This window comes from Pseudomonas sp. RSB 5.4 (assembly GCF_037126175.1).
GTDB classification, from domain to species: domain Bacteria; phylum Pseudomonadota; class Gammaproteobacteria; order Pseudomonadales; family Pseudomonadaceae; genus Aquipseudomonas; species Aquipseudomonas fluorescens_H.
On sequence record NZ_CP146986.1, the window covers coordinates 2,733,131 to 2,749,231 of the forward strand.

The window sequence follows — 16,101 nt, forward strand, 5'->3', positions numbered from 1 at the left end:
GCGATCAGGCTTCATTGTCCATCCCCGGTTGCGTCTGTAAAGGCAGGTGCAGGCTGATGCAGGTGCCGCGGCCGTCGATGCCGTCGGCCACGCTGATCCGCCCGCCATGCGCGCCGACCATGCCCTGACAGATCGCCAGCCCCAGCCCCGTGCCCTGCCCTCCGCGATCACCCCGCGCGGCGGTGTAGAACATGTCGAAAATCTTCGCCCGCTCGTCCTCGGGAATCCCCGGGCCTTCGTCGCTGACCGAGAAGAAAATCTCTTCGTCACTGGCGCCGGCATGCAGTTGCAAACGCCCATGGGCCGGCGAGAACCGCGCAGCGTTTTCCAGCACATTGACCAGCGCCTGTTCGATCAGCGCCGCGTGCACGAACAGCAGCGGCAGCTCGGCGGGCACGTCAGTGCTGACCTGCAGCGGCGCCAGCACCGCACGCAGGCGATTGAGCGAACTGCCGACGATGTCTGCCGGCGACACCCAGTCCCGCGCCAGCTTCAACGCACCGTGGCCGAGGCGCGTCATGTCGAGCAGATTCTGGATATAGCGATCAAGGCGTTCGGCTTCATCGCGGGTGCCTTCGAGCAACTCGCGGCGATCCTCCAGCGGAATGGCTTCGCCGAGGGCCAACAGGCTGTCGATACTGCCGCGCATGGACGTCAGCGGTGTACGCAGATCGTGGGACACCGAGGCCAGCAACGCACTGCGCAGTTGTTCGGTTTCGCCGTGCAGGCGCGCGGCCTCCAGATCATCGGCCAGTTGCGCCCGGGACAATGCCTGAGCCAGTGGCTGACTCAACGCGGTGAGCAGGCGTCGGCGCTGGCCGCTCAAGGTCTGGCCCTCTTTGGCGCAGACCCCGAGCAGCGCCAGCGGCCCGTCCTCCACCGACAGCGGCCACCACCACCAGCGACCGAACGGCAGCGTGCCGGTACCCATGCCGGCCGGTTGATCGTGCTGCCAGGCCCAATCGGCCGCAGCCCGTTCCGCCTCGGTGAACTCCAGCGGCCCGCCGGTCTCGACTTTCCAGCCGCCCTGGCCGTCCCGATTGAGCAGGCACAACTGCAAATCGCTCCAGCCATTGAGGTGCTGCGCCGCAGCACTGATCACCGCCTGACGATCCGTCGCGGCAGTCAGTTTGCGTGACAGGTCGAGCAATTCGCTGGTTTCCTCCTGCGTGTCGCGCAACGCCTGCAACTGGCGCCGCTGGCGCGCCGCGAGATTACCGGTGAGCGCGGCCATCAGCAGGAAGAACAGCAAGGTCAGAACGTCTTCTTCGCGCTGGATGGCAAAGGAAAAATTCGGCGGAATGAACAAAAAATCGTAAGTCAGAAACGACAGCGCCGCGCACGCCAGCGCCGGCCCCAGGCTGCTGCGCACCGCCACCAGCAGCACCGCCGCGAGGAACACCAGCGAGATGTTCGGCAGCGGCAAAATACTCGACACCGCCCACGCCAGCGCACTGGCCAATACCGTGGCGACCAGTGCCAGCGCGTAATCGAACCACACCAGCGTCGGCGTGACGCGAAGGCGCGGCGCAGGCTGCTCGCGATCATTGTCGAGCACGTTGATTTCCAGACCGTGGGCCTGACGCAGCAAACGCGCCGCCAGACCACCACCGAACAGGCGACGGCGCAGACTCGGCCGCGACTGGCCGACCAGCACCAGACTTGCCCGGCGTTCGGCGGCATGCTGGATCAGGGTTTTCGCCACTTCGCCGGCGCGCAACAACACCACTTCGCCGCCGAGGCGTTCGGCCAGTTGCTGGGCATTTTGCAGGCGCAGGCGCGATTGCTCGTCGCCCACCGTGCCGTTGTCGACATGCACCAGACTCCACGGCAGATGCCGACGCTGGGCCACCCGGCTGGCGTGGCGCACCAGGCGTTCGGCATGCGCATCGCCATCGACGCCGACCAGCAAACGCCCGCGCACCGCCGGCGCCGCCTGACCGAGTTGGCGATAGCCTTGAGCGAGATCGTTATCGACCTGCGCGGCGGCAGTCTGCATCGCCAGTTCACGCAACGCGGTGAGGTTGGTCTGGGTGAAAAACGCATCGATCGCCGCCCGCGCCTGTTCCGGCACGTAGACCTTGCCTTCGCGCAGACGCTCCAGCAATTCACGCGGTGGCAGGTCGATCAGCAGCAGTTCGTAGGCTTCCTGCAACACCCAGTCCGGCAGGGTTTCGCGCACCTGCACACCGGTGATCCCGCGCACCTGATCGTTGAGACTTTCCAGGTGCTGGACGTTGACCGTGGTGTACACGTCGATTCCGGCGGCGAGCAGTTCCTGAATGTCCTGCCAGCGCTTGGCGTGGCGACTGCCGGGGGCATTGGTGTGCGCCAGCTCGTCCACCAGCACCAGTTTCGGTTTGGCCGCGAGCAAGCCGTCGAGGTCCATTTCTTCGAGCATCACCCCACGGTATTCCGAGCGCACCAGCGGTTGCTGCGGCAAACCGCCGAGCAGCGCTTCGGTTTCCGCACGGCCATGGGTTTCGACGACGCCGGCAATGATTTTCACGCCCTGACGCAATTGCGTGTGCGCCGCCTGGAGCATGGCGTAGGTCTTGCCGACACCGGGGGCGGCGCCAAGGAAAACCTTGAGTCGGCCACGGCCGTCGCGGGGCAGTTCTGCTAACAGTGCGTCGGCGCGGCCGGCGTCGCTCATGCTTGATCTCTTCAGTCAGATGTTGATGTGTTGCCAGTTATGGCCTCTTCGCGAGCAAGCTCGCTCCCACAGGTTCAGTGTTGCTCTTGTGGGAGCGAGCTTGCTCGCGAATGGCAGCGCCGCAGAATTACAGTTTTTCCAGCGCCATGTTCAGCTCCAGCACATTCACCACCGGTGGCCCCACCAGCGGCTGTTCGATGTGCGCATCGAGCAGTTGCTGCAGGGTCGACACCGGCAGTTTGCGCGCTTGCGCGACACGCGCCAGTTGATAGGCAATTGCCGCCGGTGGCAAGTGCGGATCGAGGCCGCTGCCGGAGGTGGTCAGCAGCGCCAATGGCACCGTCCCCTGGCCGGGCACCTGCAACTTGTTGGCGTCGTCGATCACTCGTGTGGCCAGTGCCGGATTGCTCGGCGCCAGATTGCTGGCGCTGCTGGAAACGGTCGCGAAGGCGCCCGCCGAAGGACGTGGATGGAACCACGCATCACCGACGAAATCCTGAGCGATCAGGGACGAGCCACGCACCTTGCCATCGGCATCGTGCACCAGGCTGCCATTGGCCTGTTCAGGGAAAGCGACCTGCGCAACGCCGGTCACTACCAGTGGATAGGCCACGCCGGTGATCAGGGTCATCAGCACCAGCAGGCTCAGGGCCGGACGTATCATTGTGGACATTGCAAAATCCTCGAATTCGTTGGGCAAACTTTTGCGGGGTGCCAGGGAGATCTTTTCCCCCTCACCCCAGCCCTCTCCCCCAAGGGGGCGAGGGGAAAGGGAGCCGATCTCTGCGCTTTTCCAGACCTGAGTTCGGCTCGCTATCCCAGGTCGGTACGCCTCTTACAAACACCTCGATCAGTCCCCTCTCCCTCCGGGAGAGGGTTAGGGTGAGGGGCTCTTCCAACCTCAAACCAAATGCAAAGCCGTGAGCAGCATGTCGATCGCCTTGATCCCCACGAACGGCACCAGAATCCCGCCCAGTCCGTAGATCAGCAGATTGCGCCGCAGCAGTGCCGCGGCACTCGCTGCCTGTACGCGTACGCCACGCAGTGCCAGTGGAATCAGCACCACGATGATCAGGGCGTTGAAGACGATGGCCGAAAGGATCGCGCTCTGCGGACTGGTCAGGTGCATGATGTTCAGCACGCCCAGTTGCGGATAGATCGCGGCGAACAGCGCCGGCAGAATCGCGAAGTACTTGGCGACGTCGTTGGCGATGGAGAAAGTCGTCAGCGCACCACGGGTCACCAGCAATTCCTTGCCGATCTGCACCACGTCCAGCAGCTTGGTCGGGTCGCTGTCGAGGTCGACCATGTTTGCGGCTTCGCGTGCGGCTTGCGTGCCGTCGTTCATCGCCATGCCGACGTCAGCCTGGGCCAGTGCCGGAGCATCGTTGGCGCCGTCGCCACACATCGCCACCAGACGACCGTCGTTCTGCTCATGACGAATGCGTGCGAGTTTCTTCTCCGGGGTGGCTTCGGCGAGTACGTCATCGACGCCCGCTTCTGCCGCAATGGCCGCCGCGGTCAACGCGTTGTCACCGGTGACCATCACCGTGCGAATCCCCAGTTTGCGCAGCTCGGCGAAACGCTCACGAATGCCTGGCTTGACCACGTCCTTGAGGTGGATCGCACCCAGCAGTTTGCCGTCGGCGCAAACCAGCAACGGCGTACCGCCACTCTGCGCGATTTTGTCGATTTCCCGCGACAGCGCCGGAGCCAGATCGGAGCGTTGTTGACCGAGGAACGCCAGCAGCGAATCGACTGCGCCCTTGCGGTACACGCGGCCCTGATAGTCAATACCGGACAAGCGGGTTTCCGCGCTGAACGGCACCGCTGTCAGGCTATCCAGCGCCGGCTCGGTTTGCGGGTGCAGACCGCGCAGGTATTCGACGATGGATTTGCCTTCGGCGGTTTCGTCCGCCAGCGAGGCGAACAACGCGCCTTCGGCCAACTCGCGACCACTCACACCCGGCGCGGCATACACCGCGCTGCAACGGCGGTTACCGAAGGTGATGGTGCCAGTCTTGTCCAACAGCAGCACGTGCACGTCACCGGCCGCTTCCACTGCACGCCCGGATTTGGCAATCACGTTCAGCCGTACCAGTCGATCCATCCCGGCGATACCGATCGCCGACAACAGGCCACCGATGGTGGTCGGAATCAGCGTGACCAACAGCGCCACCAGGAACACCAGCGGCAGGCTGCCGTTGGCGAAGTGGGCGAACGGTTGCAGGGTCACGACCACCAGCAGGAAGATCAGGGTCAGGCCGATCAGCAGGATATCCAGCGCGATTTCGTTGGGGGTCTTCTGGCGTTTGGCGCCTTCGACCAGCGCGATCATGCGGTCAAGGGTCGATTCACCGGGGTTGGCGGTGATCTTCACCAGCAGCCAATCGGACACCAGGCGCGTGTTGCCGGTGACCGCCGAGCGGTCGCCGCCGGACTCGCGAATCACCGGCGCCGATTCACCGGTGATCGCCGCTTCGTTGACCGCGGCGATGCCTTCGATGACTTCGCCGTCACCGGGGATCATCTCCCCCGCTTCGACGCGCACCACATCGCCTTTGCGCAGGTTGGCGGCGGGCACCACCTGGAAGCTGCCATTGGCCATCTTGCGTCGTGCGCTGAGGCCTTCGCTGCCAGCCTTGAGGCTGTCGGCGCGGGCCTTGCCGCGACCTTCGGCCAAGGCTTCGGCGAAGTTGGCGAACAGCACGGTGAACCACAGCCACAGGGCAATCTGCGCGGCGACGAACGTCGGCACGACGTTGTCCGGGATGAAGCACAGCACGGTGGTGAAGATCGCCGTCAGTTCGACCACCAGCATCACCGGCGAACGCACCAGCTGGCGCGGGTTGAGTTTGACGAAGGCTTGCAGCAGCGCCGGACGCCACAGGGCCGAGATCGCGGTTTTCGCTTGTTCCGGTGCCTTGACGGCAGCGGGTTTGATTGCAGGCATATTCATGATCTATTCCTTAGAAACCCATGCTCAGGTGTTCAGCAATCGGACCCAGCGCCAGCGTCGGCAAGAACGTCAGGCCGCCCACCAGCAAAATAGTCACGGTCAACAGAGTCACGAACAGCGGGCCATGGGTCGGGAAGCTGTTCTGGCCGATCGGTGCGGTTTTCTTCATCGCCAGGCTGCCGGCCAAAGCCAGTACCGGAAGGATGTAACCGAAGCGACCGATCAACATGCCCAGACCGAGCATCAGGTTGTGGAACGGCGTGTTGGCGCTCAGACCACCGAAGGCCGAACCGTTGTTCGCGCTGGCCGAGGTGTAGGCATAGAGCAACTGACTGAAACCGTGCGGGCCGGGGTTACTGATGGTCGCCGCCGGGCCAGGCAGAGTGGCGGCAATCGCACCGAGCACCAGCACGCCGACCGGCATCACCAGCAGGGTGACGACCAACAATTGCACTTCCCGCGCCTGCAGTTTCTTGCCGAGGTATTCCGGGGTGCGACCAATCATCAGGCCGGCGAGGAACACCGCGATGAGCACGTTGAGCAACATGCCGTAGAGTCCGGCACCGACGCCGCCGAAGATCACTTCGCCGACCATCATGTTGACCAGCGCGACCATGCCGCTGAGCGGATTGAGGCTGTCGTGCATGCCGTTGACCGAACCGTTCGACGCCGCGGTGGTGGTCACCGACCACAGCACGGTGGCGGTGGTGCCGAAGCGTGCTTCCTTGCCTTCCAGCGGCGCGGTCTGCTCGACGGCAACGTTGTTCAGCGCAGGGTTAGGCTGATATTCGGCCCACAGCGAAGTTGCGCCGCCGATCAGGAACAGTGCGAGCATGCAGGCGATGATCGCGCGGCTCTGACGCAGGTCCTTGACGTAGTGGCCGAAGGTGAACACCAGCGCCACCGGGATCAGGATGATCGAAGTGACTTCGAACAGGTTGCTCCACGCGGTCGGGTTCTCGAACGGGTGCGCCGAGTTGACACCGAAGAAGCCGCCGCCGTTGGTGCCCAGTTGCTTGATCGCAATCTGACTGGCCGCCGGGCCGAGCGGGATCACTTGATCAACGCCCTGCATGGTCACCGCGTTCACATATTGCGCGAAAGTCTGCGGTACGCCCTGCCACACCAGGTACAGCGCCAGCAGCAGGCACAGCGGCAGCAGGCCGTAGAGGGTGGCGCGGGTCATGTCGACCCAGAAGTTGCCCAGGGTCTTCGCCGACTTGCGACCGATGCCACGGCACAGTGCAACCAGCACGGCGAGGCCGGTAGCGGCGCTGACGAAGTTCTGCACGGTAAGGCCGACCATCTGGCTCAGGTAGCTGAGAGTCGCTTCACCGCTGTAGGACTGCCAGTTGGTGTTGGTCATGAAACTGATCGCGGTGTTGAACGCCTGAGTCCATTCCTGGCCCGGCAGGTTTTGCGGGTTCAGCGGCAGGTGATCCTGGAACAACAGGATCGCAAACAGCAGCAGGAAACCGGCGAGGTTGAACGCCAGCAAGGCCAGCGTGTACTTCTGCCAGCTCTGTTCAGCCTGCGGATCAACCCCGGAAATGCGATAACAGCCACGTTCGACCGGGCCCAGAATCGGCGTCAGCCAGGTGCGCTGACCTTCCATCACCTTGTAGTAAAAGCGCCCGAGGAACGGCGCCGGCAACAACACCACCGCAAAAAACGCGAGGATCAGCCAATAGTCATAACTGTGCATAGCCGCTCCTAGCCCCGATCCGCGCGCAATAGCGCAACCAACAGATAAATGAACAGCCCGGCTGCCAACAGCAGGGACACCCCGTCCAGAACGCTCATGGAAGATCTCCGTGTTACGGCGTATTGCCGCTTGTCGGGGCATTGTCGGAAAGGAGGCTGTAAAGGCGCGAGACCGAGGGGGTTGGCTGGGCATAAAGAAAGCGTAAAGAGTGGGTTTATGCGTTCGTTACAGGTGGGTTTTGCGTCGTGTTGGCGGGCCCCTTCGCGAGCAAGCCCGGCTCCCACAGTTTTTTGCGTGGTCCGCAGAGTTTGATTCCAACGCCAAACCTGTGGGAGCGGGCTTGCTCGCGAAGACGGCAGCACTAACGACGTCGCACCCAACTGGCGCACGAAAATGTGCCCATCCGGTAATGAACATCTTGGATAACGACAGCTTTCAGCCTATTGCGACCTGATTCACAGGACTGGCACGCCCACTGCACACGCCCTCCCCCGAGCTTTCCAAACCGTTCAGGGAGCATGCGCATGAACACACAACTCAAACCCACGCTGGGCACCTTGCACCTGTGGGGCATCGCCGTCGGGCTGGTGATTTCCGGCGAGTATTTCGGCTGGAGTTACGGCTGGGGCGTGGCCGGTACACTGGGCTTTCTGGTGACTTCGTTCATGGTCGCCACGATGTACACCTGTTTCATCTTCAGCTTCACCGAACTGACCACTGCGATTCCCCATGCGGGTGGGCCGTTCGCCTACAGTCGCCGAGCCTTCGGTGAAAAAGGCGGACTGATTGCCGGGCTGGCCACGCTGATCGAATTCGTCTTCGCGCCGCCGGCCATCGCCCTGGCGATTGGCGCCTACCTGAATGTGCAGTTTCCGGCGCTCGATCCGAAACATGCAGCGGTCGGCGCATATATCGTCTTTATGGGTTTGAACATTCTTGGTGTGAAACTGGCCGCGACGTTCGAGCTGATCGTCTGCGTGCTGGCGGTGATCGAATTGCTGGTGTTCATGGGTGTGGTCGCACCGGCCTTCAGCTTCAGCAGCTTTGCCCTGAATGGCTGGGCAGGCTCCGATGTGTTCGGTGTGCCGGCGATTGCCGGGATGTTCGCCGCGATTCCGTTTGCGATCTGGTTTTTCCTCGCCATCGAAGGCGCAGCAATGGCCGCCGAAGAGGCCAAGGATCCCAAGCGCACGATTCCCAAGGCCTACATCAGCGGGATCCTGACCCTGGTGTTGCTGGCAATGGGCGTGATGTTCTTCGCGGGCGGCGTCGGTGACTGGCGCACCCTGGCGAACATCAACGATCCGTTGCCGCAGGCGATGAAGACTGTGGTCGGCGACAACTCCGGCTGGTTGCACATGCTGGTGTGGATCGGCCTGTTCGGGCTGGTGGCGAGTTTCCACGGGATCATCCTCGGCTACTCGCGGCAGTTCTTCGCCCTCGCCCGCGCCGGTTACCTGCCGGCGTCGCTGGCGAAACTCTCGCGCTTCCAGACCCCGCACCGCGCGATCATTGCCGGCGGCATCATCGGCATCGCCGCGATTTACAGCGACGGCTTGATCAATCTCGGCGGCATGACCCTCACTGCGGCGATGATCACCATGGCGGTGTTCGGCGCGATCGTGATGTACATCATGAGCATGCTCAGCCTGTTCAAACTGCGCAAATCCGAACCGAATCTCGAGCGTACTTTCCGTGCGCCGTGCTACCCGCTGATTCCGCTGATCGCACTGGTGCTGGCAGTGGTGTGCCTGATCGCCATGGCCTGGTTCAACGCACTGATCGGGCTGATTTTCCTCGGTTTCATGGCGGTCGGCTTCGGCTACTTCTTGCTCACCGGGCAGTTGCGCGCTGACGCTCCGGCCGATGCGATGCTGACCGGCCGCTGAGGGATTTCAGATACACCGGGCATAACCAGCCTAGAATGGAACCACTGCGAACTCACTTCGCTCAAAAGTGGTATGCAGCGTCGCACGGCGAAATCCTCGCCCGTCGAACTGCCCTTAAGGAGAGCCGTTATGCCCTGGTATGCCTGGTTGATTCTGGTCGTTGCAATCGGCTCGATCGTTGGCGGATTGATGATGTTGCGCGACACCGCCAACAAGGTTGAACTGACCGATGAAGAACGCAAACGCGTTGCGCAGCGCAACGCCGAAGCGGACATCAAGGACGCGCAGGATCGCTGAATGAAAAACCCCGCCTGAATCGGCGGGGTTTGTTTTTTATGGCTTTGGACTTATCCGCACGCTTTTTAGAAGTAGAAGTACAGTCACCATTTAATTTTCCGTGGTTAAGATGGTGGCCTTGTCGCGGAGAGTCGAAATGCGTTACTCGCAGGATCACAAAGCCCAGACCCATCAGCGCATCATCAAGGAAGCCTCGGCACGCTTTCGCCAGGACGGTATTGGCGCCACCGGTTTGCAACCATTGATGAAGGCGCTCGGGCTGACCCATGGCGGGTTCTATTCACATTTCAAGTCTAAGGACGAATTGGTGGAAAAAGCCTTGCAGGAGGCTGGCGCGCAGCTGGACGCGCATTGCGCCATGCTGTTCTCCGAGGAACGCCCGCTGGAGGCGTTCATCGACAGTTACCTCTCCGAATGGCACTACAGCTCTGCGCACGAAGGCTGCCCGTTGCCGACCATGTCCTCGGAAATGGGTCTGCGCGGTCAGCCCAGCCCGACCACCGACGCGGTGCTCAACAGTCGACTGGAACAAGTGCAAAACACGCTGGAAGGCCCATCCGCCGCTGATCGCAGCATTGTCATCATGGCCACACTGGTTGGTGCACTGGTGCTCGCACGCAGCGTCGAAAATCCGCAGTTGGCCCAACGGATTCTCGACGTCACACGTGACACCCTGAAGAAAGATCAGGACTAGCCTTCCCAGCGCTTGAACAGCACGCTGGCATTCACCCCGCCAAAACCGAAGCCGTTGGACAACCCATATTCAATCGGCATCGACCGCGCCTGGCCGTGAACGATGTCCACGCCCTCGCTCGCCGGATCGGGATTGTCGAAGTTGAGCGTCGGCGGCACCACCTGATCGCGGATGGCCAGTAACGTGAAGATCGCCTCCAGCCCGCCGGCCGCGCCGAGCAAATGCCCAGTAGCGGACTTGGTGGAAGTGACCGCGATTTTGTTCTGCTCGCCAAACACACTTTTGATCGCCGCCAACTCTCCCAGATCGCCGACCGGGGTGGAGGTGGCATGTGCGTTGAGATGTTGCACCTGATCCGGTGCGATACCAGCCTGAGCCAGCGCCAACTGCATGGCCCGTCGTGCACCACTGCCGTCCTCCGGACCGGCGGTCAGATGATAGGCGTCGGCACTGGTGCCATAACCCACCAACTCGGCCAATGGCTGTGCACCACGTGCCAGCGCATGCTCAAGCGACTCGATCACCAGCAAACCCGCGCCCTCCCCCATCACAAAGCCATCGCGACCGCTGTCAAAGGGCCGCGAAGCGCGCTCGGGAGTGTCGTTATAGCCGCTGGACAACGCTCGCGCGGCGGCAAAACCGGCCAGGCTGACCCGATCGATGCAGGCTTCCGCCCCGCCGCAAACCGCAATATCCACTTCACCGGCGCGAATCATCCGCGCAGCATCGCCGATCGCCTGGACCCCGGCAGCACAAGCAGTCACCGGTGCACCCAACGGGCCTTTCAAAGCATGCTGGATCGACACATGCCCGGCCGCCAGATTGACCAGAAACGATGGGATGGTGAACGGCGACAGACGACGCGGGCCACGACTGTCGGTGGTGCGCACGGCGTCGGCTATTGCCCCGAAACCGCCAACACCGGAGCCGATGATCGTTGCGGTGCGCTCCTGATCCCTGGCCTCAGACGGCTGCCATTCGGCCTGCGCCAACGCCTGGCGCGCCGCTTCCATGGCGAACAGGATGAAGCGGTCCATCTTCTTCTGCTCTTTGGGTGGCGTGGCAAGGTCCGGATCGAAACCGGCCTGGACGTCCTCTGCCGCCGTTGGCACCATCCCGGCGACCCGTGTCGGCAGATCTGCACTCACCGCGTCCGGCAAATTGCGCAAGCCGGAGCGCCCGTCCAGCAAGCGCTGCCAGACAACCTCGACATCACTGCCCAAAGGAGAAACCAGGCCCATACCGGTGACAACAATTCGACGCTGACTCATACCGCAGTTACCTCTGATCAATTTTTGTAGCGTTCAGCCGCCGAACTGCGCGACAGATTTGGTGCCATGACATGCCGTGCACGCACGAATGCCTGCCATTCACCTTCGTCCGGTAGCGACGGGATGGTGATCAACTCACCCTGATCCAGACCGGCCAGCGCCGCATCCACCATCTCGCCGGCCTCCATCACCATCTCTGCCGGAATACCACTGGCGTCGATGCCCGAGCGCTCCCAGATTTCAGTGCGGGTAACGCCGGGCAATACCGCTTGCACCTTCACGCCAGTACCTTCGAGCTCGGCGTTGAGGGATTGGGTCAGGCTCAACACGTAGGCTTTGCTGGCGCTATAGGTAGCGTTGAAGCGCTCTGGAAACAGCGCCACCACCGAGGCGATGTTGATGATCGTGCCGCGTCCGGCCTTGGCGAAACTGGCAGCCGCGGCTGAGGCCAGCAACGTCACGGCGGTGACGTTCAACTGGATCAGACGCTCCAGTTGCTCGGCGTCGGAATTGGCCAGCAAGCCATCGGCTGCAACCCCGGCGTTATTCACCAACAGGCTGATGCTCGAATCACTGCGCAGGCGTTGCTGGAGTTTGAGGACATCGTTCTTTTGCGTCAGGTCGGCTTTGAGCACTTCGACCTTAACACCACAGGTCTCGCGCAACTGGTTCGCTGCGCTTTCCAGACGCTGCTGATCACGGGCAACCAACAGCAAATCAAAACCACGCGCGGCCAGACGCTGCGCGTAGATGGCACCGATACCAGACGATGCCCCGGTGACGACGGCCGTACCTTGAGACTGGGCTGAACTCATGAGAGCGCTCCTGAAATACGTTGGGATTGGCCCTCAGAGTTGTTTGCATGAAGGCGGCGGAAATTATTATAGGCATAATCTCACAGCTATATGATACCCATAATTTTCAGCTCACCGACAAACGCAACGCAGCTCCCTTTGGCTAATCTCTGACATCAGAAAACAGAAAGGCCGGTCAATGACCGGCCCCTTGGCGTTGAATTATCAGCTTAGTTCACTTCCAGCTTGTCGCGGTTGCGATCCAGGATCGCTTTGCCGATGCCCTTCACTTCCAGCAGCTCATCCACCGAGGCGAATGGCCCATTTGCATCACGATACGCAACAATGGCTTTGGCCTTCGCCTCGCCCACGCCTGCCAGCTCTTTTTGCAAGGTCGGCGCGTCAGCACCATTGAGATCTATTTTCTGACTCGCCGCTATGACGGGTGCATCCATCGTCGAAGAGGTCTGACTTAGATCCGAGTTGACGACAGGGCCAGCAATCGCGGCAATCGAAACGCTGGTGAGCAGGGCGAAAACCAAAGAATAGAAACAACCGATACGCATAAGTGCAGCTCCATGACATCCATTGGGAAAGCAGCATTTCCTAACGCTGCTGACCCAAATCTAGGCTATCCCCGGGTGGAGTCAAAACTGCAACTATTACAGGATATGAGACAGTTAAGGCTCCAGACGGCGCTGCTGATAGATCCAGTCGACAATTTCTCCGTCCGGGGTGTACCCGCTCACCGTTTCGCGTAGAAGTTGGCGGACACGTGTGTAATCGTCATGCTCAACTGCAGCGAGCAGGTCAATCAGTCGACTCTTAAGCGTATCCCAGGACAAATAGTCCTCATTGGCGGTCATGATCATCGGATGTTGCGTGGCTGACACGTTGTCGCCTATCAATAGCTCCTCATAGAGCTTTTCGCCGGGACGCAGCCCGGTAAACTCAATGGCAATGTCGCCATGCGGGGTTTTTTCCGAGCGCACACTCAAACCGGACAGGTGAATCATTTTTTCCGCCAGCTCAACGATTTTTACCGGCTCCCCCATATCCAGGACAAATACATCACCGCCCTGGCCCATTGATCCCGCCTGGATCACGAGTTGCGCTGCCTCCGGGATGGTCATGAAGTAACGAGTGATTTTCGGGTGGGTGACCGTCAATGGCCCCCCGGATTTGATCTGCTTGTGGAAAAGCGGAATAACTGAACCGGATGAGCCCAGAACATTACCAAAACGCACCATCGTAAATCGGGTTTTGTTGACTCGGGAAACATTGGAGTCATCACCGAAAAGAACCGGCGCGACTTCCCTGCTTAGAGCCTGTAATGTCAATTCGGCCAAACGCTTGGTACTGCCCATGACATTTGTTGGACGTACTGCCTTGTCTGTTGAGATCAATACGAAGTTGGCAACGCCGGATTGCAGTGCAGCCTGCGCTGTGTGCAGCGTGCCAATGACGTTATTCAGGACGCCCTCTGCAATATTGTGCTCCACCATTGGCACATGTTTATAAGCTGCGGCGTGATAAACAGTGTCCACCCGCCAGGTACGCATTATTTCCAGCAACTTCTCCTGATTACGAACAGAACCCAAAATAGGTATCAGGCGAACCGATGAGGACTCGCGGGTCACTCGCTGTTCCAACTCGGTCAAAATGCTGTAGAGGTTGAACTCGCTATGTTCGAAAAGTAAGAGAGTCGTAGGCCGCAAGGCCAGAATCTGTCGACACAGTTCGGAACCGATCGATCCTCCAGCGCCAGTTACAAGAACCGTCTGAGACTGGATGCAATGCTCCAGCAAATCCTCTTGGGCAGGCACTGCGTCCCGCCCCAGCAGATCGGCGATATCGACTTCCTGAATATCATCGACTTTCACACGACCGCTGGCCAGGTCCATGAATCCGGGCACACTTCTTACATGCAGTGGATAGCTCTCCAGCAATCCGAGGATTTCCCGGCGTCGACCGCGCGAGGAAGAAGGCACCGCCAGAAGTATTTCCTGAGCGCCCGTCTCGTCGATCATCTGCTGTATATGTTTTGGCTTATACACCTGCAATCCGGAAATGACGCGATCGGCAATGCTGCTGTCGTCGTCAATGAAAGCTACCGGACGCATGGCCCTGCCCATGCGCAACGCAGCAACCAGCTGGTTGCCGGCTGCACCGGCGCCATAGATTGCAACCTTCGGCAAGCCGTTGTCCCGACTGGTAAAAGGTACATGCTGAGCGGCGGAGAACCAGTCGCCCAGAAAGTATTGACGCATTGCCAACCGCAATCCACCAATCATGATGAGACTGAGCCACCAATAGTTGAAAATGATCGAGCGCGGAACAACGTTTTGGTGATTACTGTACCAATAAACAACAACGCCCAGGATCAAAGAGGACAGACTGACAGCCTTGATAATGGCTATGAGTGCGTCATTACCGAAGTAGCGCATTACCGCGCGGTACATTCCAAAGCGTATGAACAAAGGAATTGCAACGACAGGCGCACTGATGAACAACCAGAGGTGGTGTGTAAAGGGATTGACCATTTCGTCGATTCCCAGGCGCACGACAAATGACATCCACAAGGCGAACCAAACCAGAAGGATATCGGTTACCACTTGCAAAATTCGTTTCTGTCGACGCGGAAGGTTCAACAAAAAAGCTTTTATCTTATCCATAACCTCGTTGAACACCTTTCAGCTCCTGAAACTAAAAACAAATATTCGCGCTCTAGAATCTCTGGGCTTGCACGCTCTGCCGAGAGAAGCGTACAACCCAATGCGATTACTCCAACTCGCCCGCCTTGAACTTGATGGCGAGAAAAACCAGAGGCGCGTACGCCAAAACAAGTCCGACCAGCCCGTCCAAGCCTAGCACTGCGACGCTGAACCCTATCGGTAGCAGCCAAACTATGTTGATCAGTCCCACGGCCATGGTGACGGGGAGATGCTTGCCATAACGGCGCGATGCAAATTGATAGGCGTGACTGCGATGGGCTTCATAGACTTTGTCGCCCCGCACCAAACGTCGAACAAGCGTGAACGTAGCATCAACCACGAATACGCCCAGTAGGATCAGCCATACCCAGAGAAACCTGGGCGCCGCCCAAGCCGCCTGAAGCGACAAAGCACCGAGCATGATACCGAGAAAACCACTCCCTGCATCCCCCATGAAAATGCGCGCAGGCGGGAAGTTCCAGTAGAGAAAGCCAAGCACAGCCGCCGCCAGGAGAAAGGGGGCCCATGCCAGTTCGGCAAATCCGGAGTACCAGTAGATCAGGCTCGCACCGAGGCACGCACACAATGCTTCGACACTGGCGATACCATCGATACCATCCATGAAGTTGTATAGATTGAGCATCCAGACCAGATAAACGGCGGCCAGAGCGGATCCCAGCCAGCCAAGATCGACCATAAACCCGAACAGATCAATGGCCGGCAGCCCCCCCAACCAGTAGAGAACCCAGGCAGCTGCGGTAAAGTGTCCGAGTAAACGCCAACGCGCGGCGATATGCCCATGATCATCGAGAAATCCCAGTACAGCGACACCGGCGCCGGCACCAAAGAGAGCAATGGTCACCGTCCACGACAAACCATCCGCCCATGCGGATAAAGGCAGGGCCGCCAGAAAACCTAACACAATGGCAACGCCTCCGCCTCTGGGCGTAGGAACCGAATGTGAACTTCGCGCGTTCGGGATATCAATCAGGCTGCGACTCAACGCGTAGCGTCGCAAGAACCACGTCAAAACCAACGTCATCAACAGGACAGTAAGCGTCAACCCAAGCAGGACAGTCATCAACAACTCCATTTCGCCCGCCCTGATCCACAGAGCATTGG

Annotated in this window: 13 protein-coding genes; 3 read left to right on the forward strand and 10 right to left on the reverse strand. The window is 60.3% G+C overall.

The genetic code is table 11. The features are described 5' to 3' along the window. Nucleotides 1-4: 4 nt before the first annotated feature. The 5 genes from V9L13_RS12245 to kdpF form a co-directional block, all read right to left on the reverse strand. A complete protein-coding gene (locus tag V9L13_RS12245; RefSeq protein WP_338802630.1) occupies nt 5-2,656 on the reverse strand; it encodes a sensor histidine kinase KdpD in 2,652 nt (883 codons plus the stop codon). Nucleotides 2,657-2,783: 127 nt separating this feature from the next. Beyond that, nucleotides 2,784-3,329 carry a potassium-transporting ATPase subunit KdpC gene (kdpC, locus tag V9L13_RS12250; protein ID WP_338802631.1) on the reverse strand — a complete coding sequence of 182 codons (546 nt, stop codon included), beginning with the start codon at nt 3,327-3,329 and terminating at the stop codon, nt 2,784-2,786. A gap of 228 nt (nt 3,330-3,557) precedes the next feature. Continuing rightward, nucleotides 3,558-5,615 (reverse strand): potassium-transporting ATPase subunit KdpB, encoded by a 2,058-nt coding sequence (gene kdpB, locus V9L13_RS12255; RefSeq protein ID WP_338802632.1) that lies wholly within the window; start codon nt 5,613-5,615, stop codon nt 3,558-3,560. Between the two features lie 10 nt (nt 5,616-5,625). Next, nucleotides 5,626-7,320, reverse strand: a complete 1,695-nt coding sequence (gene kdpA, locus V9L13_RS12260) for a potassium-transporting ATPase subunit KdpA (protein WP_338802633.1) — start codon at nt 7,318-7,320, stop codon at nt 5,626-5,628. Nucleotides 7,321-7,328: 8 nt separating this feature from the next. Then, complete coding sequence (kdpF, locus tag V9L13_RS12265; RefSeq protein ID WP_003226853.1) at nt 7,329-7,418, reverse strand: K(+)-transporting ATPase subunit F; 90 nt, start codon at nt 7,416-7,418, stop codon at nt 7,329-7,331. Between the two features lie 426 nt (nt 7,419-7,844). On the opposite strand from kdpF, the gene eat reads away from it, so the two are divergent. From eat to V9L13_RS12280, 3 genes are all read left to right on the forward strand, one after another. Next, the gene (gene eat, locus V9L13_RS12270) at nt 7,845-9,209 is read left to right on the forward strand and encodes an ethanolamine permease (protein ID WP_003226855.1); all 1,365 of its coding nucleotides are present in this window, start codon (nt 7,845-7,847) and stop codon (nt 9,207-9,209) included. A 129-nt stretch (nt 9,210-9,338) separates the two neighbouring features. Next, a complete protein-coding gene (locus tag V9L13_RS12275) occupies nt 9,339-9,506 on the forward strand; it encodes a DUF2897 family protein (RefSeq protein WP_003226857.1) in 168 nt (55 codons plus the stop codon). Nucleotides 9,507-9,642: 136 nt separating this feature from the next. Further along, nucleotides 9,643-10,200 carry a TetR/AcrR family transcriptional regulator gene (locus V9L13_RS12280; RefSeq protein ID WP_045122570.1) on the forward strand — a complete coding sequence of 186 codons (558 nt, stop codon included), beginning with the start codon at nt 9,643-9,645 and terminating at the stop codon, nt 10,198-10,200. Here V9L13_RS12280 and fabF read toward each other — a convergent pair. The 5 genes from fabF to V9L13_RS12305 form a co-directional block, all read right to left on the reverse strand. Next, nucleotides 10,197-11,471 carry a beta-ketoacyl-ACP synthase II gene (gene fabF, locus V9L13_RS12285; protein ID WP_338802634.1) on the reverse strand — a complete coding sequence of 425 codons (1,275 nt, stop codon included), beginning with the start codon at nt 11,469-11,471 and terminating at the stop codon, nt 10,197-10,199. The two genes, V9L13_RS12280 and fabF, sit on opposite strands and share 4 nt — an antisense overlap. A 17-nt stretch (nt 11,472-11,488) precedes the next feature. Continuing rightward, nucleotides 11,489-12,286, reverse strand: coding sequence for an SDR family oxidoreductase (locus tag V9L13_RS12290; RefSeq protein WP_338802635.1), 798 nt, complete (start codon nt 12,284-12,286; stop codon nt 11,489-11,491). Between the two features lie 209 nt (nt 12,287-12,495). Beyond that, a complete protein-coding gene (locus tag V9L13_RS12295; protein ID WP_338802636.1) occupies nt 12,496-12,831 on the reverse strand; it encodes a helix-hairpin-helix domain-containing protein in 336 nt (111 codons plus the stop codon). 114 nt (nt 12,832-12,945) lie between these two features. After that, nucleotides 12,946-14,940: a nucleoside-diphosphate sugar epimerase/dehydratase gene (locus V9L13_RS12300; protein WP_338802863.1), complete on the reverse strand. Its 1,995-nt coding sequence runs from the start codon at nt 14,938-14,940 to the stop codon at nt 12,946-12,948. 106 nt (nt 14,941-15,046) lie between these two features. Next, the gene (locus tag V9L13_RS12305; protein WP_338802864.1) at nt 15,047-16,060 is read right to left on the reverse strand and encodes a glycosyltransferase family 4 protein; all 1,014 of its coding nucleotides are present in this window, start codon (nt 16,058-16,060) and stop codon (nt 15,047-15,049) included. Nucleotides 16,061-16,101: the final 41 nt, after the last annotated feature.

What these genes read in the sequence shown, in the direction of transcription:
- V9L13_RS12245 (WP_338802630.1), bottom strand. Translation starts at nt 2,656, where the DNA reads ATGAGCGACGCCGGCCGCGCCGACGCACTGTTAGCAGAACTGCCCCGC.
- kdpC (WP_338802631.1), bottom strand. Translation starts at nt 3,329, where the DNA reads ATGTCCACAATGATACGTCCGGCCCTGAGCCTGCTGGTGCTGATGACC.
- kdpB (WP_338802632.1), bottom strand. Translation starts at nt 5,615, where the DNA reads ATGAATATGCCTGCAATCAAACCCGCTGCCGTCAAGGCACCGGAACAA.
- kdpA (WP_338802633.1), bottom strand. Translation starts at nt 7,320, where the DNA reads ATGCACAGTTATGACTATTGGCTGATCCTCGCGTTTTTTGCGGTGGTG.
- kdpF (WP_003226853.1), bottom strand. Translation starts at nt 7,418, where the DNA reads ATGAGCGTTCTGGACGGGGTGTCCCTGCTGTTGGCAGCCGGGCTGTTC.
- eat (WP_003226855.1), top strand. Translation starts at nt 7,845, where the DNA reads ATGAACACACAACTCAAACCCACGCTGGGCACCTTGCACCTGTGGGGC.
- V9L13_RS12275 (WP_003226857.1), top strand. Translation starts at nt 9,339, where the DNA reads ATGCCCTGGTATGCCTGGTTGATTCTGGTCGTTGCAATCGGCTCGATC.
- V9L13_RS12280 (WP_045122570.1), top strand. Translation starts at nt 9,643, where the DNA reads ATGCGTTACTCGCAGGATCACAAAGCCCAGACCCATCAGCGCATCATC.
- fabF (WP_338802634.1), bottom strand. Translation starts at nt 11,471, where the DNA reads ATGAGTCAGCGTCGAATTGTTGTCACCGGTATGGGCCTGGTTTCTCCT.
- V9L13_RS12290 (WP_338802635.1), bottom strand. Translation starts at nt 12,286, where the DNA reads ATGAGTTCAGCCCAGTCTCAAGGTACGGCCGTCGTCACCGGGGCATCG.
- V9L13_RS12295 (WP_338802636.1), bottom strand. Translation starts at nt 12,831, where the DNA reads ATGCGTATCGGTTGTTTCTATTCTTTGGTTTTCGCCCTGCTCACCAGC.
- V9L13_RS12300 (WP_338802863.1), bottom strand. Translation starts at nt 14,940, where the DNA reads ATGGATAAGATAAAAGCTTTTTTGTTGAACCTTCCGCGTCGACAGAAA.
- V9L13_RS12305 (WP_338802864.1), bottom strand. Translation starts at nt 16,060, where the DNA reads ATGACTGTCCTGCTTGGGTTGACGCTTACTGTCCTGTTGATGACGTTG.